The sequence below is a fragment of the Clostridium sp. CTA-6 genome, from assembly GCF_054768115.1.
Window position 1 is genome coordinate 209603 of sequence record NZ_BAAAAU010000009.1, and the last position, 18870, is coordinate 228472.

Consider the following 18870-nt stretch of genomic DNA (forward strand, 5'->3'; position numbering starts at 1 on the left):
TCCTCTCCTTCCTATGCACACCTTTTAAAAATACTTGCACTTCTTATTGCAATGTCTAAAACATAATCTAAGCTTGTACGTTTTTTAAAACTAATCCTGTTAAATTTAATATCATCTGTTGTAATTTCAGCAACTATTGCAAATTCTTCTTTTGTTAGATTGATTCCCCTTTCTTTTAATAACTTTCTCAACATTTTAAATCTCCTTTACTACCTCAACATTTTTAAATATCCAATTTAGTGCAAATATTTTTAAATCATTATGGCTTAAAATAGTTTCACTTTCTGGTAAATTAATCATGCAAACTGATTCATAGAATTCATAATCCTCATTATCAAGAATCTGAATTATTAAAAAATATGTTTCTGAATCATATATAAATCTAAAAATATCTATATCCACATAAAGTATTGTTCCTGTAGAAACATTTAAATTTAAATCTGTTGTTCTTATTTTTTTATTCATTTGTAATCCTCCTTTTACTGTTTGTCCCCTTTGTGGTAAAATTTTGTTGAAAGGGGGTGTTTTAATGGGTTCTTATCGCATTGCTCAAATATGTTTAAACGGTCATATTGTAACTGATAGCTATGATACAACTCCTCAGTTTCGTGAAAAATTTTGCACTAAATGTGGTTCTAAAACTATAATATCTTGTCCAAATTGTAGTGCTAATATTCGTGGTGATTATGAATCTGATACTGTATGTTATCTTGGTTCAACAATGCATACTACGCCAGCTTATTGTTATAATTGTGGTCAACCATATCCTTGGACTAAATCTGCACTAGAATCAGCAAGATTATTAATAAATGAAGACGAAAATTTAAGTGAAATTGAAAAACAACAATTTTCTGAATCTCTTCCAGATTTACTAGTTGAATCTCCTACGCCTAAGACTAAAGTTGCTGTAGTTAGATTTAAGAAATTCTTAGGTAAAGCTGCTACATATACTGCTGAAGGTATAAGAGATATATTTGTAGATGTAACTTCTGAAACTATAAAAAAATCTTTAGGACTTTAATTTTTCAATAATAGGTAGCTTATAGCCTGGACATTTTTCAAAACCACAGTTATATGGCTGCCTATTCTTTATCCAGCACTCTTTACATGTTTTATTTAATTTAGCTCCACATTGCATACAAAAATTAATACCATTGGTTTCCTTCTTACACTTTGGGCATTTCACTGTTACCACCCTCCTAAAAACTTAATTGATTATTAGCATTTATTATCTGGTCCTCAAGATATATAGGAACTGTATAATTTTCTAATATCTCTTTTGCGGTTTCTAATTGCATCCTTTTTATTGCTTCATATCTACTAACCTCGAACTGTCTTTTTAACTGCCCTTGTATATCTGCATAAATTTTACCTCTTAGAGAATTATCTTTATATGCAGGTGTTCTATAACCTCCTAGAACTCTTATACCTGCTTTTCTAACCAGTGCTTGTAGTTCTTTACATTCCACATTAAATAAAGGCATATTACTTTCTAGGTTGTTTACTTTTGCTTCTATTTATTGTGTTTTCTTATCTAATACAAAAACTGCTTTAAGTTCTGGGGATAGTCCTTTATATGGACCCATTTCTTTAACTCTAAAGTAAGTTTCCTCTAAGTTGCCGAATTGTTCCCAAGCTTTGTCTGTATCAAGGATTTTACAATGTCTATTGGCTCCCCTTTCTGTCCATAGATATAAACTTGCTGCCCTTTTACCAACCAACTGAATATTATTAAGATGGTTCTTAAATTCTTTTAATTTCTCACCTTGTAAAAAATAAAAATGTTTTCCTTCTGTAAATTTACCTTTATGATTTTTAAAATTAACTTGTATGTTATTTATATCTGTTTGATATATCTCTGCTAGTTGCTCTGTTGTCAAAACTCTTTTCCCATTAACTTCTACTGGTTTTATTTCTGTTATTACAGGTTGTCCATTTTCTATAGCCAGATTTATCTTTTTCATCTTGTTACCTCCTATGAATTAATAATCTTAGATACTTCAGATAAAACATTTGCTAATATTCCTTTTAACTTTTCATTTTCTTGCTTTAGCTTTTCATTTTCTATTTCAAGCCTTCTTCTTTCTATTGGAGAAAATTTTTCTACTTTAGTTCCTTCTAACTCTGCTATATGTTGTAAGCTAAATCTTATAGCTGGTATACCACTGCACGGCGTTAAAACGCCATTTTCCCTCCAGTTATCAATCGTTTTTTCTGCAACCTGCCATCTTTCAGCTAACTCCTTTTTAGTTAAAAGTTTGTCCATTCTAATCTCAACCTTTCATCCTTTTATAATCTAATACAACTCTTAGTTGTATTAAAAGGTAAAAAAATATCTTCTAATGTACAATTAAACTGCTTGGACATTTTAATTGCTAACTGTGAACCTGGGGTCTTATATCCACCTTCCATCTGATACATCATTCCATTACTTATATTTAAAGCCTTTGCAGCTTCTTTGGCTGTATCAAATCCAGCTTTCTTCCGTAGAGTTGTAATGTGGTTTGCCAAATCTATCACCTCGTTTCAGTTTGCTTTATGTATATATTACAACTAACAGTTATAGGAATCAAATGGAATTATAACCATTAGTGAGAAATTAAGTGCTATTTTCTTTACATTACTTCTTATAGCTCTAATTATCACTATTAGTTGTATTGATATTATTACAACTACAGGTTATAATACTAATAGTGATAATAATATATTTGAGGTGATTATTTTGTTAGGAGATAAAATAAAGAAATTAAGAAAAAGTAAAAATATAACACAAGAAGAATTAGGGAAAAACATAGGAGTTACTACTTCTATGGTAGGAATGTATGAGACTAATGCCAGGAAGCCCAGTTATGAAGTATTAATTAAAATAGCAGAATTTTTTAGTGTTTCAACTGACTTTTTGCTTAACACAGAAGAAAAATTGGATATGACACTCGATTCTGTAAAAAAAATACACAACATGGTAAAAGAAGCTACTGAAAAATATGGGATTGAAGAAGTTACTGAGAAACAAGAAAATAAAATTAAAACTTTGGCTGCACATTTTGAAGGGGAAGAATTTACAGATGAGGATGTAGAAGATATAGAGAATTTCATAAAATTTATAATATCCAAAAAGAAAAAATAGACAAAATGGAGGGTTCATATGACGTATAATAAACTTTTATATGAAGCTGAAAGCCAAGGGGTAGAAGTTGTTGAAATGAAATTTAATGGTAAATGCAAAGGTCTATATGGAGATAATGTAATAGCATTAAATAAAAACATAGAGACATTAAAAGAAAAACGATGTATTCTTGCAGAAGAACTAGGTCATCATTATACTTCAAGTGGTAATATACTAGATAATTCTAATATATCTAATTTAAAACAAGAAAAAAGAGCAAGAAATTGGGGGTATGAAAAATTAATTGGTATTATTGACATTATTAATGCTTTCAATGCCGGTACTAAAAATCGTTATGAAATGGCTGAGTATTTAGAGGTTACAGAAGATTTTTTAGAATTATCTATACAACATTATAAAGAGAAATATGGAGTTTTATTTGAAATAGATAATTATATAATATACTTCGAACCTAATTTTGGAATAATGAAAAAATTTTAAGGAGGTGTTACCTTGCAATATTCTACGCTTATAAGAAAAAAAGATAAAGGTTATCAATGCATAATAACTTATAAGGTAGGCAATAAGTGGAAAACTAAAAGTAAACAAGGTTTTAAGAAAAGGCAAGATGCACAAACTGCCATGGATGAAATGCTGAAAGAGCTTAAAAAAATAGTAAAAAACAATGTAGATCCCGCTTTATTAGGAATGACATTTAAAACTTTTACCACAAAGTATTTAGATCATTTAGAGTTACATAGAACCACTAATACTATACTTGCCTTTAAAACTGTCATAAATCGTTTCTCAGCTATAGATAATAAACCAATGGAGAAAATAACCATTCTTGACTTACAAGCGATTGTAGACAATATTACACGTGAAGGATTGAACCCTAATACTATTCAAGACTATATAAGAAAATTAAATACTATTTTTAAAGCTGCCATGGATGAATATGAAATAATTTCTAGTTTACCAACTAAAAAATTAAAATATAATAAATCTAAGCAAGACACAGATAAAAGAGCTTTAACCCTGGAAGAAGAACATTATTTATTGGAGTCATTTAAAAATAATAAAAGACATAAAAAATACTACTTAATAATATTATTAGCTTTAAAATGTGGGTTAAGACTTGGCGAAATATTAGGGCTTACGTGGAAAGATATAGATGAAGTTAATAATACTTTAAATATAAATAAACAATGGAAACAGATTGAAGAAACTGAGTATGGATATGGATCACTTAAGAGTAAAAATTCCTATCGAAAGGTACCTATTTCAAAAAAAACTTTATCTGAATTGAAAAAAGATAAAAAAGTTGTTAATATAAATAGTAGACTTTTTAACTTTGGTAATACGGATAGTGTCAGCATCTGTATAAATAGATTAATCAAATTAAAAGGAGTTAATATTACCGTGCATGAATTAAGACATACTTATGCTACAAAATTAATTGCCAATGGAGTTGATTTTAAAACAGCTGCTCAGTTTTTAGGTCACTCAGTAGATCAAACTATGAAAACTTACTCCCATGTTAATGATGATATGATCAAAAAGGCCACTGGCATAGTAGAAAGTATTTTTTAGTTTTTTGACGAAAATTTTTGACGATTTTTAAGAAGCCCCGATTTTAAAAGGTTATGAGCATTTTTTCATAATATAAAAACAATATTGTAAATATACATAATGTATGTATGTATTGGAGGATTATCATGGAAGGAAAAAACAGAAACATATTAATAAGTAAAGAAGAAATAGCAGGAAAAGTTGCAGAGATTGGAGAAAAAATTTCAAAAGATTATAAAAATAAAAACTTATACATATTATCTCTTTTAAGAGGGAGTTTTATATTTGCTGCAGATATTGTAAGAGAAATAGACGTACCTACAAAAATAGGATTTATGACTACTTCTAGTTATGGTCATGAAGAACAATCCTGTGGGAATGTTAAAATAGTAAATGATATTCCTGATGACATCACAGGCTACGATGTTATTATTGTAGATGATATAGTTGATACAGGAATAACTATGGAATTTGTTATGAATCACGTAAAATCTCTTGGTGCTAATTCTGTAAAATCCTGTGTTCTTCTTGATAAACCTGAAAGAAGAAAAGTAGATTTAACGCCTGATTATTCATGCTTTACCATCCCAGATGTATTTGTGGTTGGCTATGGTTTAAATTATGGAGATTATTATAGAAATATACCTTATGTTTTTAATTGGGAAGAATAATAAAAATGTAAAGCCTTGTAGGCTTTACATTTTTATTTAATTTTTACTATTTAATTTAAAGCCTGCATCTTCTAGTTTCATATCAATAGCAGTATTTGGTGTATTACCTACTATAATAGTTTCACAGATTGGCACCTGATTTTTAACTTCTATTTCCTTAGTTTTCATAGGTAAAATAATCTTAACTTTACTCTTAACTTGAACGGAAATAGTGTGTCTTGTTTGATTTATTCCTGCACTATTAAAGTTGGATAGATATTTAGTTTCTATATATCCTATAGGTTCTATTTTAACTCTTATATTAGGACCGTAATAAGCAAGGAAATTATTTTTCAATACATATCCCGCAGGAAAAGTTATGCCCATATTTTCTAATTTTTTAAGTTCTTTTTGTGATTCTAAAGAAACATCACAGGCAATTTTGTTCATTTTTAAAGTATCTGCTTTTAATAAAGTTATATCTCCATTAACATCTTTTTCTATATTTATTATATCATCATAATTAAAATTTTTAGAATATTCATTTATTATAGCCTTGTTTATTATTTCTGTTATTTTTATCCTAATCTCCCCTTCTGCCATATCCAGCATACTAGGGGTAACCGCTCTATCAAAGACATATAGAAAAGCATTCAAAAATAAAATAAAAAATATTAATATAATTATAATCCTAATCTTTTTATTTTTTATAATCCTATCCTCCTATTTCTTATATATTATATTTTTACTTTAGATAGTAATAATTTATTCATTCTTAAATAATAATTAGGATTTTTTCTATTTATTCATAAGTAATTCAATATGTGTTATAATATTAAAAATAATGTTTTATTTTACCCTAACTAAGGAGGACAAATATATATGGGAAAAAAGAAAAAAAAGCGCAAATCTAGCGCCTTTAAAATAATACTTAATGTCTTTTTAAGTATTTTCTTAATAGCTGGAGTAGCCTTTGGGGGGATTGTGTTTGCTATGATAAAAACAGCTCCTCCACTAAATGTACAGCAAGTTCTCACTTTTGATGAGCCCTCTATACTTTATGATGATAAAGGTCAATATATGGATAAAGTTATAACTAACGAACAAAGAATTGTAGTTGATTATAAAAATGTACCCCAAAATTTAAAAAATGCATTTGTAAGTATAGAAGATGAAAGATTTTATAAACATAGTGGAGTTGACATAAAAAGATTTACTGGTGTCATATTAATTAATGTAACTAATAAAATAAAAGGAAGTTCCAAGCTTCAGGGAGCCTCTACTCTAACTCAACAGTTAATAAAAAATACAGTTTTATCCTCTGAAGTTTCTATTAAAAGAAAAGTTCAGGAAATGTACTTATCTATACAACTAGAAAAAGAACTATCAAAGGATCAAATTTTAGGTGCCTATATGAATAGTATATTTTTAGGTGGAAATGCTTTAGGAGTAGAGGCAGCATCAAAACAGTATTTTAATAAAAGTGTAAAAGATCTATCTTTAATAGAATGTGCTTTTATTGCTGGAGTACCTCAAAGTCCATCAGTTTACTATCCCTATTCATCTGTTGCTAAGAAAAACCCTTCTATTTATTTAAATAGAACAAAAACTGTTTTATATAAAATGTTAGACAATGGATATATTACTCAAAATGATTATAATAAAGCTTTAAAGGATTTAGATAGTAAAAAACTTGCCTTTGCTAAACCATCTGCTCCTAACAATAAGTTAGACTATGAATGGTTCTCTATTCCTGCTATTGAGCAAGTAAAAAAAGATTTAAAAGCTCAATATAAATATGATGACAAACAAATTCATAATCTTTTAGTTAATGGTGGCTTAAAAATATACACTACCATGAATAAAAATTTACAAGATAAAACTCAAAATACAATAAATAATGCCTATTATTTAAATTCTTATAAAAGTAATGGTATTATATATCCTCAAGCCTCTGCTGTAATAATGGACTATCATAATGGTGAAGTAAAAACTATAATTGGAGGTAGAGGTAATCAACCTGCTAGATCTTATAACAGAGCAGCTTCTTATAACTATCTAAGGCCTGCTGGTTCTAGTATTAAACCTCTTACAGTATATAGTGCTGCTATAGATAGTAAAAAGGCCACTGCGGCTACTGGATTTGAAGATTCCCCAATTCCAGATAATATAGGACGTAAATATAGCTCTGGAGCACCTTATAACCCTAGAAATACTCCTAATATTTATTATGGATATGTAAATGTAAGAGAGGCCTTAATGCACTCTATAAACGTAATAGCTGTAAAACTTGTAGATAAAATAGGACTAAATACTAGTATACAATATGCTGAAAAATTTGGAATTCCTATAGATCAACATGATAGGACTAGTATAGCAGCTCTATCCTTAGGAGAATTACATAAAGGAACTAATCCTTTAATAATGGCTCAAGCCTATGGAGTATTTGGCAATAATGGAACCTATACAGAAGCAAAGTTATATACAAAAGTAGTAGATAGAACAGGTAAAATTATTTTAGAACCTAAAACTCATACAAAGAAAGTTCTTTCACAGGAAGCTGCTTTTATAACTTATGATATGCTTCAAGGTCCTGTAAGTGAAGGTGGTACTGGACCTCAAGCTAATTTTGGTAATATGGAGGTTAGAGGTAAAACCGGTACATCTAGTGATATGAAAAATTTATGGTTCTGTGGATTAACTCCTTACTATTCTGCTGCGGTTTGGATAGGTAATGACAATTCCTCTACAGTAAATGGAGTATATAGTAGCACTGCTGCTAAACTTTGGGGGGATATTATGAAAGAGTTCCATGTTAATCTTCCCTATAAACAAGTTCAAAAACCAGCTAGTGTTGTAACTGCTAATGTAGATAGAATTTCTGGTAAACTTCCAACCCAACTCTCTTATAGAGATCCTAGAGGAAGTACAGTATATAATGAATTTTTTATAAATGGAACTATTCCAACAGAATATGATGATATACATGTAGAAACTCAAATAAATAAATTAACTGGTAAATTAGCAAGTAAATTTACCCCTTCATTCCTTGTAGAATCTAGGGTATTCTTAAAAAGAGATTACTCTCCTGGTGTAGAACTTTTAGATCAACAGTGGGTTCTCCCTTATTCTATAGATGAAGGAGTAAGCTTACCACCTACTGTTGAAAAAAACAACCCTAATATTAAAGATAAAGATAAAGATAAAGACAAGAATAAAGATAAAGACAAGAATAAAGATAAAAATAAGGATAAAGATAAGAATACCGCATCAGATAAACCTAATTCAAATAATAACAATAGCAACAACAATAACAATACTAAACCTCCTGAAAATAATTCAGATCAAAACCAAGAAGACAAAAAGAATAAAAATAAACGATAAAAAGAATAAAAACTCCTTTTAGGAGTTTTTATTCTTTTGTTTTAGGATTAAATATTAAGGACATTATATATCCAAATACAATGGCCGCAGTTATTCCTCCTGCGCCGCCTTTTATTCCTCCTGTGAAAGCACCTATTAATCCTTTAGCTTTAACTTCTTTTATAGTAGCTTTAGCTAATGTATATCCAAAGCCTGGTAGCGGTATTGTAGCTCCTGCTCCTCCTATATCTATAATATAACCATATATATTTAAGGCTCCTAATATAACACCTAACGTAACAAAACTCACTAAAATTCTTGCAGGAGTCAATTGAGTAGTGTCCATTAATATTTGGGCTATAACACAAATTATTCCACCTACTATGAAAGCACTTAAATAACCCATAAATATCCCTCCCTTTATCTTTCTATAGCAACCGCATGGGCAATTCCTGGTATACTCTCTCCCTGTTGTGATGATGTAGTACTCATCAATGCGCCTGTAGAAACTAGTAAAGCTCTCTTAAATTTTCCACTTAATATATTTTTATATATGTATCCACAACCTACCACCGCAGAACATCCACATCCACTTCCACCAGCCTCAGTATCCTGTTTTTCATTGTCAAATATTATTTCTCCACAGTCTACATATACATCTTTCATATTATATCCATGTTTTAATAAAAGTTTTTCTGTTAATTCTCTACCAACTTTACCTAAATCGCCTGTTGCAATAATATCATAATCTTTTGGAGTTCTTCCTGTATCCTTAAAATGTTGATATATAGTGGATACTGCTGCAGGCACCATGGATGCACCCATATTATCTGCATTTGTAACTCCATAGTCTTTTACTTTGCCTATAGTAACATAACTTATATGAGGATAATTTCCTTCTTTACCCAAAACCATAGCACCTGCTCCAGTAACTGTCCACTGTGAAGTTGGAGCTCTTTGTGCTCCATATTCTAATGGAAATCTAAATTGTCTTTCCGCTGCTGAGAAATGTGAAGAAGTAGCTGCTACAGCATAATTTGCAAATTCTCCATCCATTAACATAGATGCTACACTCAATGATTCTGTCATTGTAGAACAAGCTCCATATAATCCTATAAAAGGTATATCTAAATTTCTTGCTGCAAAACTTGAAGATATAGTTTGATTTAATAGATCTCCAGCACATAACATATCTATATCTTTATCCTTTAAATTGCACTTTTTTATAACATCTGAGATAGCAGTAGATAACATTGCACTTTCTGCCTTCTCAAAGCTTTCCTGATTGAATAAATCATCTTGTAATACTACATCAAAATAATCTTTTAAAGGCCCCTCTCCCTCTTTAGGACCAACTATACTAGTAGTACCTATTATTTTAGGTTTACTATCTAATTTTAAAGTTTGCATGCCAATTTTTTTATTCATTGTAAACTCCTCCAATTCTAAATTAAAGTTTACTCATTATAAAGTATATTATTCCTACTATAACTGAAGAGCTTATACCATAAACTAAAACTGGTCCAGCTATAACAAACATTTTGGCTGCCACACCAAAAACATATCCTTCTTTTTTAAATTCCATAGCTGGGGATACAATAGAGTTTGAAAATCCAGTTATAGGAACTACAGTTCCTGCTCCAGCAAATTTAGCTATTTTATCATATACTCCTATACCTGTTAAAAATGCACCTATAAATACCATTACTATAGATACATAAGTTCCTACTTCATCTTTTGGAATTCCCATACTCAAAAAAAAATTATTAAAGAACTGCCCTACATCACATATAAGACCTCCTACTATAAAAGCACTTACACAATGTTTAAAAATTTGTGGTTTTGGCTCTACTTTAGGAGATAAATCATCAAAATCTTTTCTTAATTTTTTTTCATTTAATGCCATAACTTCACTCTCCTAAACAAAATTTTATTACTTATAGTGTTTACAATATATAAATTTTTACTCAAAAATTTACTGAAAAAATATTATTTAATTTACCCTTTTTACCTGAAAAATAAAATTATTTATTAATGAAATTAATAAATTTGAAAAAGTATAATTTTATACAAAAATAAAAAACCATATGAAAATATGGTTTTTATACAGTAAGTTTTTCTTTCATTAATTTTAATACTTTTTTTTCTATTCTTGATACTTGTACTTGACTTATTCCTAGTTGTTTAGCTACTTCTATTTGAGTTTTATCTTTAAAGTATCTTAGTATTATTATTTGCCTTGACTTAATATCTAAATTTTTGAGAGCCTCTTTTAATGCTATATTATCTATAATCTTATTATCTTCCTCTGTATTTTCACTTATTTTATCAATAAGTAAAACTGGTGCTCCATCATCTTGATGTATAACATCATATAAATATTGAGGGGAACTTGATGACTCTGTGGCCATTAATATTTCATCTACAGTATATCCTGAAAACTGTGATAATTCTTCTATAGTAGGTTCTCTATTTAATTCTTTACAAAGCTTTTCTTTATCATAATGTAATTTTTTTGCCGCTGTTTTTATACTTCTACTTACTTTTATTATTCCGTCATCCCTTAAGAATCTCTTTATTTCTCCCATTATCATAGGAACTGCATAGGTTGAAAATTTCACATTATACTTTGTTTCGAAATTATTTATAGCCTTTACTAAACCTATACATCCTATTTGAAATATATCATCATATTCATATCCTCTATTTAAAAATTTTTTACTTATTGCTGAAACTAAGGGTAAATTTACTTCTACTAATTTATCTAAAGCTTGTTTGTTTCCGGATCTTGCCTCTTCCATAAGTTCCATGTTGTCTTCAAAACTTTTAGTTTCCATGATTACCTTTTCACTATTCATATTATTCACCTAACTTAATTATTTAAAAACCTTTTTCATAATTATTTTGGTTCCCTTCCCCTTTTCTGAATGAACTTGAAGACTATCCATGAATGTTTCCATAACCGTAAATCCCATACCTGATCTTTCTAAGTCTGGTCTTGATGTATATAATGGTTGTCTAGCCAATTCTATATTATCTATGCCATCGCCATTATCTGAAATTATTACTGTAACTTCTCTTCCTTTTATTTCACTTTCAATACATACCAGTCCCTTTTTGCTATTTTCATATCCATGTATTATTGAATTAGTAACTGCCTCTGATACAGCTGTTTTAACATCTGTTATTTCATCTATTGTAGGATCTAACTGTGATATAAAAGCCGCTACTGATACTCTAGCAAAACTTTCATTTTCTGACTTACTTAAAAATTCTATTTTCATTTTGTTTTCATACATCTTATAAATCCCCCCATTATAAGTTCTCTACGGCTTCATCCACACTGTCATAAAGATTTACTATTTTAAACATACCTGAAAGTTCAAATACTCTTCTTACTGCTTCTTGTACATTAGTTAAACATACCTTTCCATTCCTCAATGATAATTTTTTATATCTTCCTATAACTACTCCTATACCTGAACTATCCATAAAGTTAACTTTACTAAAATCTAATATTAATTTATTTAAATTTTCTCTATCTAATCTATCGTCAATTATATTTCTAACTTCTTCTGCACTATGATGATCTAATTCTCCTGTCATAGTTACTATAAGTTTGTCTGCTTTTTTATCAAATTTTAGATACATACTATTCCCCCCAATTTCATGTTTTTTTATAAATCATCAATATTACTATTCTACACATGGAATAATTTTCCTTCTTTTTTCTTTATATCTCCTTTTTAGTATTGTCCATATTTAATACTTTTATTCATATTTCTCCTAAATTTCAAGTAAATTTTTTTTATGTTGATTATTCTAGAACACATTGTTATAATGTTATTTGATTATTTTGATTATTTAAAATTTTCGTTATGAAAGGAGATATTTATATGGATATGTGGCTTAAAGAAAATCAAATAAGCGATCCTGTGTTGCACTATAAATTTACAAAAACTTTATTAAATAAAAAAACCCCTTTTCAAGAACTAACCATAGTAAAATCAAAAACTCTAGGAAATATGCTTTTATTAGATGGTATAGTTCAAACTACTGAAAAAGATGAATATGTTTATCATGAAATGATAACCCATATCCCTCTTTTTACTCATCCAAATCCAAAAAAAGTATTAGTTGTAGGTGGAGGAGATGGTGGTACTATAAGAGAAGTATTAAAACACCCCTCTGTAGAAAAAGCAGTATTATGCGAAATAGATGAAGAAGTTATAAAAGCTTCTAAAGAATTTCTTCCTACAATTAGCTGTGCTTTAGATAATCCTAAATGTGAAATTTTTATTGGTGATGGTATAAAATACGTACATGAACATAAGAATGAGTTTGATATTATAATAGTAGATTCTACAGATCCTTTTGGCGCTGCTGAAGGATTGTTTGGTGGAAGCTTCTATAAGGAAATATATCAAGCTCTTACTGATAAAGGAATATTTGTAGCTCAAACAGAAACTCCTTTTTACCTACCAGAAGTAGTAAAAAAAGTTTATGATGATGCGAGAACTATATTTCCAATAACAAAGTTATTTATGGCAGCTATTCCAACATACCCAAGCGGATATTGGAGTTTTACCATAGGTTCTAAAAAATTAGATCCAGCTACAGCTGATCTTTCAAATACTATAGATATAGAAACTAAATATTATACAAAAGCTTTACACAAAGCCTCTTTTGTATTACCTAAATTTGTGGAAGACTTAATAAAATAATAAAAAATTATAATATAATAACTTTTTATCTTTAATATATAAAAAGAGGGATATGAAAATAAAATCAGATCTATATAAAAAAGATTTTAAAATACATAGTTTTATAAATTTTTATTTATTTTTTATATTATAAATTTAAAATAATAATTGTCATGCCATTTATACAATTTCTATATTCATATCCCTTTTTTAAAAAGTATATATTATGGATATCTTTCAAATGACTTTTCACTTAAATTAACAACTTATTTTGCATAAATTTTATTTCATTATCATTTAAATTAAAATATTTATATAAATCCTCTTCTTTATTTATCTTAATCATTGGTATTTTTAATTTCATTAATGTATTAGGATAATACTCATATAAACTACCACCTAATTTTTTACCAAAAGTTTTAAAATAAAACTCATATATATCACTGTTTAAAATAATCAATAAACTATTATAATCTATGGTCTCTTCTTTATTTATAGTTAAAGCATATATATCTGCACTAAAATATGTTCCTTTTTTATCTAAATAAAACTTATTTTTACTAGCCTTATAGGGAAATATTATTTTTTTTTCTTCAAATATGTTGAAATTTCTTCCCCACTGCAATTCATACCACTTTCTCACCTTTTTCTTACATTCTCGCCTATTTTCTAACTTATCCTTATATTTTTCAATGTGCTTTATTATATTAGGATATTTATCTACATTTTCTATTAAATCCGAATATATTATAAAGCTATCTCTAAAATTAATTCTTGCTCTATTTATATAACTGCTTTTTATCCAAGGCTTTATTATGCTTTTTTCTAAATTTTCCTTTTCTATAGTATTTTCATCAACTATAAAAGCCTTATCGCATCCCGTAATAATACCTTGATAACTTGTACATGTTTCCCCTAAAGTTTTATAAGTCTTTTTCTCTATTTTATTTATTATATCTCTACTAACATCATCTATTAAAACCCATCCATCTTGTTTTAGTTCGGAGCTATGTACATAAAACTTTTCGTATTTATCTTCATATTTAAAAAATAAGCCCATTTTTACTTTTTCACATCTACAAGGCTTTATAATTTCTACTTTATTACTAATACTTCTATCTATAAATATTATAGCCGGGTCTATACCTGCCCCTTTAAAAGGTCTTATACCATAAAAATCTAATATCTTATATACATTGCAATTTTCTTTTAAGTATTTCCTTAAATTATACCCACTTTTAGACTCCATAAAATATCGTGATGTTATAAAAGTTATTTTACTATTTATGTTAGAATAATTTAGTGCATTAATAAAAAAACAATAAGATATATCTCCTTTATCCTTATATATCTCTCCATATTTCTCTTTTAATAACATTGAATATTCTTTATCTACAGATTTATGTCCAACATAAGGTGGATTCCCTATATATACATCAAAATTATTATTTATATCTTCTATTAAAAAATCCTTTTTCTTAAAATTGTTATTGTTATAATATCCTGTTAAATAAAACAAATCTATTATCAATATTTTTATAGCTATTGAATCAATATCAAAACCATATAAATTATTATCTAATATATGCTGGTTTATATATTGTTCTTTTAAATTTATATTATTCTTTTTATTTATCTCTTGTAAATTTTCATTAAATATATTTTTTAAATAAAAAAAACAAGGAATCAAAATATTTCCACAACCACAAGAAGGGTCTAATATTTTTATAAATGGATTATTTATTATATCCTTTTTACTTATGGTATTTTCTATCATATAATTAGAAATTTCTTGTGGAGTGTATATAACTCCAGTTTCCTTTTTTCCTTTTATAATTTCATAATATTTTAAGGATATATTCTCATATTTACCAATAGATAACTTACGTTTAAAGTTATTAATAGCTTCATATTTGTAAATACTATTTATAGGAGATATTAATATATTAAAAATTTTTTCGATATTATCTTTAAATGCATTCATATTACTCACCACAATCTTTATTATTCTATAAAAAGTATAACATAGAAAAGGATAGGTGATTTACTTATGAATAAAAAAGTTATTTCTTGTATTTTAGCTTCTTCTTTTTTATTATGCTCTTGTAATTTAAATGCTTCTAATCAAAAACTTAATGCAGACTTAGATAAAAATAATAAAAAAATAGAAGAAAATAACACAAAAAATAAATCTACAGATACTCAAGATAATACTGAAAATAAAACCCCAAATAGCAATACCGATGAAAACAATAGTAAGAATAATAAAGAAGAAAAAAAAGATACTAATACTAGCAGTAATATAAATAATTTTAAAGATGAATCTAATGTATCCCCTAAAGAAAAAGACTGGTTCTTTAAACCTAGCAAAAATAATGAGCCTGCTACTATCCCAGAGGATATGGAAAATGATCTTAATAAATATTCTGGATATTTTCTTGGTGATACCTCTAAAAAGCATTTATATCTTACCTTTGATGAGGGCTATGAAAATGGCTATACTGGTAAAATATTAGATGTATTAAAAGAAAATAACGTTAAGGCAGCTTTCTTTGTAACTGCGCCTTATATAAAACAAAACAAAGACTTAATAAAAAGAATGGTTGATGAAGGCCATTTAGTTTGTAATCATTCCGATCATCATCCTTCTATGGCTTCTGCTGCCTTAAAAGGGAGGGAAAACTTTGAAAAAGAATTTACTGTAGTTGAAGATTTATACAAAGATATTACAAAAAAAGATATGCCAAAATTCTTTAGACCACCTATGGGTAAATACAGCGAACTATCATTGAAATACACAGAAGACTTAGGATATAAAAGTATATTTTGGAGTTTTGCCTATTATGATTGGGATAGAGATAAACAACCTTCTCCTGAAAAAGGTAAGGACAAAATATTAAATGGAGTTCATAATGGAAGTATCATTCTATTACATGCAGTTTCTAAAACAAATACTGAAATATTGGATTCTGTATTAAAGGAACTAAAAAATGATGGGTATGAATTCAAAACTTTAGAAGATTTACCTAAAAAATAGTTAATTTAGTAATAGTTTTTATATAATAAAAAGCTATGAATTTAACAATATAATATTGTAAATTCATAGCTTTTTAATTTAAAAATAATTTATATTTTACAAAATTTCAAAAAAATGTTTTAAAATTACTTTTTAGTTTATATATTTTCTGTATATGAATTATGCCATTTATCTAAAAACACATATTTTCTCACATCTTTTTTAGGATGACTTTCTTTATTTTCATTTGATTCTCCTACAGGAGTCATGCCAACTACTTTATAATTTTGAGGTATATCTAATACACCTTTTACTTTATCTTCATCAAAAGCTCCTATCCAACAAGTACCGTAGCCTTCTGCTGTAGCTGCTAATATAAAATGCTCCATAGCTATAGCACTATCTACTAGATAGTATTGTTTGTTTTCTATAGTACCAGATTTATCTGGATCCGCAACAACCACAGCTGTTACAGGTGCTACTCTTATAGCTTCTGAAGCTTCATCAGATTTATTTATTATAGCACTAGCTAATTCCATTCTTTTAGTTCCATCTTGTACTATTATAAATTTATAAGAAGTTTCGTTCTTCCAAGAAGGTGATCTCATAGCTGCATTTATTACTCTTGCCATCTTTTCTTTACAAATCTCTGCATTTTTAAATTTTCTTATACTTTTTCTATTTTCAATAACATCATAAAAATCCATAAAACACACTCCTTTTTCATTAGTATGTGTGTTCTTTATTTATAATATTCGATGTTATTTTTAACTTTTATCTCATAAATATAAGATTTAACAATTATAATCTTATATAATACTTATAGACAATCCATTCCCCAACATTGATTGAAAGTAAAACTAGATCTTAAATCTAAGAATTCTGTTTATTCAATGCTACTTTTAATAAAAATTTAGGTATAGATGCTAATCGTTTTATTCTATAAGGTTCTTTAACTACTCTATATAACCACTCTAAATTACAATCTATCATCCATCTAGGTGCTCTTTTTACTTTTCCCGCAAATACATCAAAACTTCCTCCTACACCCATATAAATCTTACAAGGAAGCTTATCCATATATTTACTTATAAATTTTTCCTGCCTTGGACATCCCATAGCTATAAATAAAGCATAAGGCTTTGACTCTTTAATATCTTCTAATATATCTTTACAATTATCCATATCAAAAAAACCATTGTGCTTACCTATGATATTTAAATTTCTATATTTTATTAATAGCTTTCTTTCACATTCCTTTAATACATCTTCCGTTGTTCCTAACAAATACACAGCTTTACCATTCTTATTACAATTTTTCAATATAGAGTCCATTAATTCAATACCTGCAATTTTTTCTTTCACAGGACTTTTTATAATTTTTGAAGCTAGAACAACTCCTACTCCATCCGGTATAATTATTGAATCTTTATCTGTAAAATTTTTAAATAATTCTTCATTATTTAGTCCATTATATAAAACTTCTGGATTACCAGAAATTATATTGACTTTTTCATATTTATCTATTATATTTAAAAGTTCTTCTTTACTACCATTAAATATACTATATCCTAACATTTCTGTTTTCATTTATTCACCCCTAAAATTAAAAATGCACAATATACATTAATTATAGTTATTATATCAAACTTTGTAAACAAACTATAATTAATGGTACTTGTGCAGTAATATTTCAGCTTATAATTAACAAACACTAATGTAGCTATCTATAAAATATTCAAATTATCTTTAGTTTTTAAACTAGTTTAACCAAAACTAATTTTATATTAAAAAGCTCCTTCATTTTTAAAGACTTTAAATATTGTTTGAAATAATATTTTTATATCATACCAAACTGAAAAATTCTTTATGTAAGTTAAATCATAATAAACAGTTTTAGAGAGCTCTATTTCTCCACGTCCACTAACTTGTGCTAATCCTGTTATCCCTGGAGTTACTAGTAACCTTTGAGCATACTCTTTTGGATAATGTTTAACTACATCTGGAATTTCTGGTCTTGGACCTACTAAAGTCATATTGCCTTTTAAAACATTAAATAATTGAGGTATTTCATCTAAACTAGTTTTTCTTAAAAATTTTCCTGCCTTTGTAATTCTATTATCACTCCTGCTTTGGAAAACAAAATTAGATATATCTTCTATTTCTAAGTCTATCTTTTTCTTTTTTTCTGCATCCACTACCATTGTTCTAAACTTATATATTACAAAATCTTTGTTATCTTTTCCTACCCTAATTTGTTTAAATAGCGCTGGGCCCTTTGAATCTAATCTTATCCATAAAAATAAAAGAAAATATATTGGAGATAGTACAATTATCCCTATTAAGGATAATATTATGTCTAAAAATCTTTTTATAACAAATTGCATTTTTTTACTTTTTATATCTTTTTCTACATCTATAATTGGCATTTTAAACTCCATTTTTAACCTCCTAATGACA

24 protein-coding genes and 1 pseudogene are annotated in these 18870 nt (G+C 27.7%); 8 read left to right on the top strand and 17 right to left on the bottom strand.

Features of this window, described 5'->3' with window-relative positions; genetic code table 11:
* Positions 1-11 precede the first annotated feature (11 nt).
* Together ACYUDJ_RS15455 and ACYUDJ_RS15460 are read right to left on the bottom strand one after the other, a co-directional pair.
* Positions 12-194, bottom strand: a complete 183-nt coding sequence (locus ACYUDJ_RS15455; RefSeq protein ID WP_043032366.1) for a hypothetical protein — start codon at positions 192-194, stop codon at positions 12-14.
* A gap of 1 nt (position 195) precedes the next feature.
* A complete protein-coding gene (locus tag ACYUDJ_RS15460; protein WP_043032367.1) occupies positions 196-465 on the bottom strand; it encodes a hypothetical protein in 270 nt (89 codons plus the stop codon).
* Between the two features lie 64 nt (positions 466-529).
* Between ACYUDJ_RS15460 and ACYUDJ_RS15465 the strand changes: the two genes are divergently transcribed.
* Positions 530-1021 (top strand): DUF2321 domain-containing protein, encoded by a 492-nt coding sequence (locus ACYUDJ_RS15465; protein ID WP_043032368.1) that lies wholly within the window; start codon positions 530-532, stop codon positions 1019-1021.
* On the opposite strand, the gene ACYUDJ_RS15470 is transcribed toward ACYUDJ_RS15465, so the two are convergent.
* The 4 genes and pseudogenes from ACYUDJ_RS15470 to ACYUDJ_RS15485 form a co-directional block, all read right to left on the bottom strand.
* Complete coding sequence (locus ACYUDJ_RS15470) at positions 1010-1186, bottom strand: hypothetical protein (RefSeq protein WP_158001842.1); 177 nt, start codon at positions 1184-1186, stop codon at positions 1010-1012. The two genes, ACYUDJ_RS15465 and ACYUDJ_RS15470, sit on opposite strands and share 12 nt — an antisense overlap.
* A gap of 13 nt (positions 1187-1199) precedes the next feature.
* Positions 1200-1964, bottom strand: a pseudogene (locus ACYUDJ_RS15475) (ORF6C domain-containing protein).
* Between the two features lie 11 nt (positions 1965-1975).
* Positions 1976-2266 (bottom strand): MerR family transcriptional regulator, encoded by a 291-nt coding sequence (locus tag ACYUDJ_RS15480; protein WP_012721326.1) that lies wholly within the window; start codon positions 2264-2266, stop codon positions 1976-1978.
* Between the two features lie 23 nt (positions 2267-2289).
* On the bottom strand, positions 2290-2511 hold the full coding sequence (locus ACYUDJ_RS15485; protein ID WP_043032369.1) for a helix-turn-helix transcriptional regulator: 222 nt from the start codon (positions 2509-2511) through the stop codon (positions 2290-2292).
* Between the two features lie 202 nt (positions 2512-2713).
* Here ACYUDJ_RS15485 and ACYUDJ_RS15490 point away from each other — a divergent pair, with 202 nt between their 5' ends.
* The 4 genes from ACYUDJ_RS15490 (at position 2714) to hpt (ending at position 5349) form a co-directional block, all read left to right on the top strand.
* The gene (locus ACYUDJ_RS15490) at positions 2714-3127 is read left to right on the top strand and encodes a helix-turn-helix domain-containing protein (RefSeq protein ID WP_242844825.1); all 414 of its coding nucleotides are present in this window, start codon (positions 2714-2716) and stop codon (positions 3125-3127) included.
* 18 nt (positions 3128-3145) lie between these two features.
* The gene (locus ACYUDJ_RS15495; RefSeq protein ID WP_043032371.1) at positions 3146-3607 is read left to right on the top strand and encodes an ImmA/IrrE family metallo-endopeptidase; all 462 of its coding nucleotides are present in this window, start codon (positions 3146-3148) and stop codon (positions 3605-3607) included.
* A gap of 12 nt (positions 3608-3619) precedes the next feature.
* A complete protein-coding gene (locus ACYUDJ_RS15500) occupies positions 3620-4699 on the top strand; it encodes a site-specific integrase (RefSeq protein WP_043032372.1) in 1080 nt (359 codons plus the stop codon).
* A 125-nt stretch (positions 4700-4824) separates the two neighbouring features.
* On the top strand, positions 4825-5349 hold the full coding sequence (hpt, locus tag ACYUDJ_RS15505) for a hypoxanthine phosphoribosyltransferase (protein WP_042384329.1): 525 nt from the start codon (positions 4825-4827) through the stop codon (positions 5347-5349).
* 36 nt (positions 5350-5385) lie between these two features.
* Here the strand turns inward: hpt and yunB are convergent, their stop codons facing one another.
* Entirely contained in the window at positions 5386-6012 is a 627-nt protein-coding gene (gene yunB, locus ACYUDJ_RS15510) for a sporulation protein YunB (protein ID WP_257411382.1), read from the bottom strand.
* 198 nt (positions 6013-6210) lie between these two features.
* Here yunB and ACYUDJ_RS15515 point away from each other — a divergent pair, with 198 nt between their 5' ends.
* Positions 6211-8712 (top strand): transglycosylase domain-containing protein, encoded by a 2502-nt coding sequence (locus ACYUDJ_RS15515; RefSeq protein ID WP_460289657.1) that lies wholly within the window; start codon positions 6211-6213, stop codon positions 8710-8712.
* 28 nt (positions 8713-8740) lie between these two features.
* On the opposite strand, the gene spoVAE is transcribed toward ACYUDJ_RS15515, so the two are convergent.
* The 6 genes from spoVAE to spoIIAA all read right to left on the bottom strand — a co-directional run bounded on the left by spoVAE (position 8741) and on the right by spoIIAA (position 12342).
* Complete coding sequence (gene spoVAE, locus ACYUDJ_RS15520; protein WP_003483652.1) at positions 8741-9097, bottom strand: stage V sporulation protein AE; 357 nt, start codon at positions 9095-9097, stop codon at positions 8741-8743.
* Between the two features lie 14 nt (positions 9098-9111).
* The gene (gene spoVAD / locus ACYUDJ_RS15525) at positions 9112-10119 is read right to left on the bottom strand and encodes a stage V sporulation protein AD (RefSeq protein ID WP_003483650.1); all 1008 of its coding nucleotides are present in this window, start codon (positions 10117-10119) and stop codon (positions 9112-9114) included.
* A gap of 22 nt (positions 10120-10141) precedes the next feature.
* Positions 10142-10597 (bottom strand): stage V sporulation protein AC, encoded by a 456-nt coding sequence (gene spoVAC, locus ACYUDJ_RS15530; protein ID WP_003483648.1) that lies wholly within the window; start codon positions 10595-10597, stop codon positions 10142-10144.
* Positions 10598-10793: 196 nt separating this feature from the next.
* Complete coding sequence (sigF, locus tag ACYUDJ_RS15535) at positions 10794-11549, bottom strand: RNA polymerase sporulation sigma factor SigF (protein WP_003483646.1); 756 nt, start codon at positions 11547-11549, stop codon at positions 10794-10796.
* 18 nt (positions 11550-11567) lie between these two features.
* Positions 11568-11990 carry an anti-sigma F factor gene (gene spoIIAB, locus ACYUDJ_RS15540; RefSeq protein WP_003483644.1) on the bottom strand — a complete coding sequence of 141 codons (423 nt, stop codon included), beginning with the start codon at positions 11988-11990 and terminating at the stop codon, positions 11568-11570.
* 16 nt (positions 11991-12006) lie between these two features.
* Positions 12007-12342, bottom strand: a complete 336-nt coding sequence (gene spoIIAA / locus ACYUDJ_RS15545) for an anti-sigma F factor antagonist (protein ID WP_003483642.1) — start codon at positions 12340-12342, stop codon at positions 12007-12009.
* 245 nt (positions 12343-12587) lie between these two features.
* On the opposite strand from spoIIAA, the gene speE reads away from it, so the two are divergent.
* On the top strand, positions 12588-13415 hold the full coding sequence (gene speE, locus ACYUDJ_RS15550; RefSeq protein ID WP_042384324.1) for a polyamine aminopropyltransferase: 828 nt from the start codon (positions 12588-12590) through the stop codon (positions 13413-13415).
* A gap of 232 nt (positions 13416-13647) precedes the next feature.
* Here speE and ACYUDJ_RS15555 read toward each other — a convergent pair whose 3' ends face one another.
* Positions 13648-15378: an Eco57I restriction-modification methylase domain-containing protein gene (locus ACYUDJ_RS15555; RefSeq protein ID WP_003483638.1), complete on the bottom strand. Its 1731-nt coding sequence runs from the start codon at positions 15376-15378 to the stop codon at positions 13648-13650.
* A gap of 66 nt (positions 15379-15444) precedes the next feature.
* Here ACYUDJ_RS15555 and pdaA point away from each other — a divergent pair, with 66 nt between their 5' ends.
* Positions 15445-16431, top strand: a complete 987-nt coding sequence (gene pdaA / locus ACYUDJ_RS15560) for a delta-lactam-biosynthetic de-N-acetylase (protein ID WP_003483636.1) — start codon at positions 15445-15447, stop codon at positions 16429-16431.
* Positions 16432-16568: 137 nt separating this feature from the next.
* On the opposite strand, the gene ACYUDJ_RS15565 is transcribed toward pdaA, so the two are convergent.
* From ACYUDJ_RS15565 to ACYUDJ_RS15575, 3 genes are all read right to left on the bottom strand, one after another.
* The gene (locus ACYUDJ_RS15565; protein WP_003483634.1) at positions 16569-17117 is read right to left on the bottom strand and encodes a nitroreductase family protein; all 549 of its coding nucleotides are present in this window, start codon (positions 17115-17117) and stop codon (positions 16569-16571) included.
* A gap of 166 nt (positions 17118-17283) precedes the next feature.
* Positions 17284-18000, bottom strand: a complete 717-nt coding sequence (locus tag ACYUDJ_RS15570; RefSeq protein WP_003483632.1) for a WecB/TagA/CpsF family glycosyltransferase — start codon at positions 17998-18000, stop codon at positions 17284-17286.
* Between the two features lie 197 nt (positions 18001-18197).
* Entirely contained in the window at positions 18198-18851 is a 654-nt protein-coding gene (locus ACYUDJ_RS15575; RefSeq protein WP_003483630.1) for a sugar transferase, read from the bottom strand.
* Positions 18852-18870 lie beyond the last annotated feature (19 nt).

Excerpts from the sequence above, each read along its gene's own strand:
- speE (WP_042384324.1), top strand. The coding sequence starts at position 12,588 with ATGGATATGTGGCTTAAAGAAAATCAAATAAGCGATCCTGTGTTGCAC.
- ACYUDJ_RS15565 (WP_003483634.1), bottom strand. The coding sequence starts at position 17,117 with ATGGATTTTTATGATGTTATTGAAAATAGAAAAAGTATAAGAAAATTT.
- spoIIAB (WP_003483644.1), bottom strand. The coding sequence starts at position 11,990 with ATGTATGAAAACAAAATGAAAATAGAATTTTTAAGTAAGTCAGAAAAT.
- hpt (WP_042384329.1), top strand. The coding sequence starts at position 4,825 with ATGGAAGGAAAAAACAGAAACATATTAATAAGTAAAGAAGAAATAGCA.
- ACYUDJ_RS15455 (WP_043032366.1), bottom strand. The coding sequence starts at position 194 with ATGTTGAGAAAGTTATTAAAAGAAAGGGGAATCAATCTAACAAAAGAA.
- ACYUDJ_RS15460 (WP_043032367.1), bottom strand. The coding sequence starts at position 465 with ATGAATAAAAAAATAAGAACAACAGATTTAAATTTAAATGTTTCTACA.
- ACYUDJ_RS15515 (WP_460289657.1), top strand. The coding sequence starts at position 6,211 with ATGGGAAAAAAGAAAAAAAAGCGCAAATCTAGCGCCTTTAAAATAATA.
- ACYUDJ_RS15465 (WP_043032368.1), top strand. The coding sequence starts at position 530 with ATGGGTTCTTATCGCATTGCTCAAATATGTTTAAACGGTCATATTGTA.
- spoVAC (WP_003483648.1), bottom strand. The coding sequence starts at position 10,597 with ATGGCATTAAATGAAAAAAAATTAAGAAAAGATTTTGATGATTTATCT.
- spoVAE (WP_003483652.1), bottom strand. The coding sequence starts at position 9,097 with ATGGGTTATTTAAGTGCTTTCATAGTAGGTGGAATAATTTGTGTTATA.
- spoIIAA (WP_003483642.1), bottom strand. The coding sequence starts at position 12,342 with ATGTATCTAAAATTTGATAAAAAAGCAGACAAACTTATAGTAACTATG.
- ACYUDJ_RS15495 (WP_043032371.1), top strand. The coding sequence starts at position 3,146 with ATGACGTATAATAAACTTTTATATGAAGCTGAAAGCCAAGGGGTAGAA.
- ACYUDJ_RS15575 (WP_003483630.1), bottom strand. The coding sequence starts at position 18,851 with ATGGAGTTTAAAATGCCAATTATAGATGTAGAAAAAGATATAAAAAGT.
- ACYUDJ_RS15555 (WP_003483638.1), bottom strand. The coding sequence starts at position 15,378 with ATGAATGCATTTAAAGATAATATCGAAAAAATTTTTAATATATTAATA.
- sigF (WP_003483646.1), bottom strand. The coding sequence starts at position 11,549 with ATGAATAGTGAAAAGGTAATCATGGAAACTAAAAGTTTTGAAGACAAC.
- ACYUDJ_RS15570 (WP_003483632.1), bottom strand. The coding sequence starts at position 18,000 with ATGAAAACAGAAATGTTAGGATATAGTATATTTAATGGTAGTAAAGAA.
- spoVAD (WP_003483650.1), bottom strand. The coding sequence starts at position 10,119 with ATGAATAAAAAAATTGGCATGCAAACTTTAAAATTAGATAGTAAACCT.
- pdaA (WP_003483636.1), top strand. The coding sequence starts at position 15,445 with ATGAATAAAAAAGTTATTTCTTGTATTTTAGCTTCTTCTTTTTTATTA.
- ACYUDJ_RS15480 (WP_012721326.1), bottom strand. The coding sequence starts at position 2,266 with ATGGACAAACTTTTAACTAAAAAGGAGTTAGCTGAAAGATGGCAGGTT.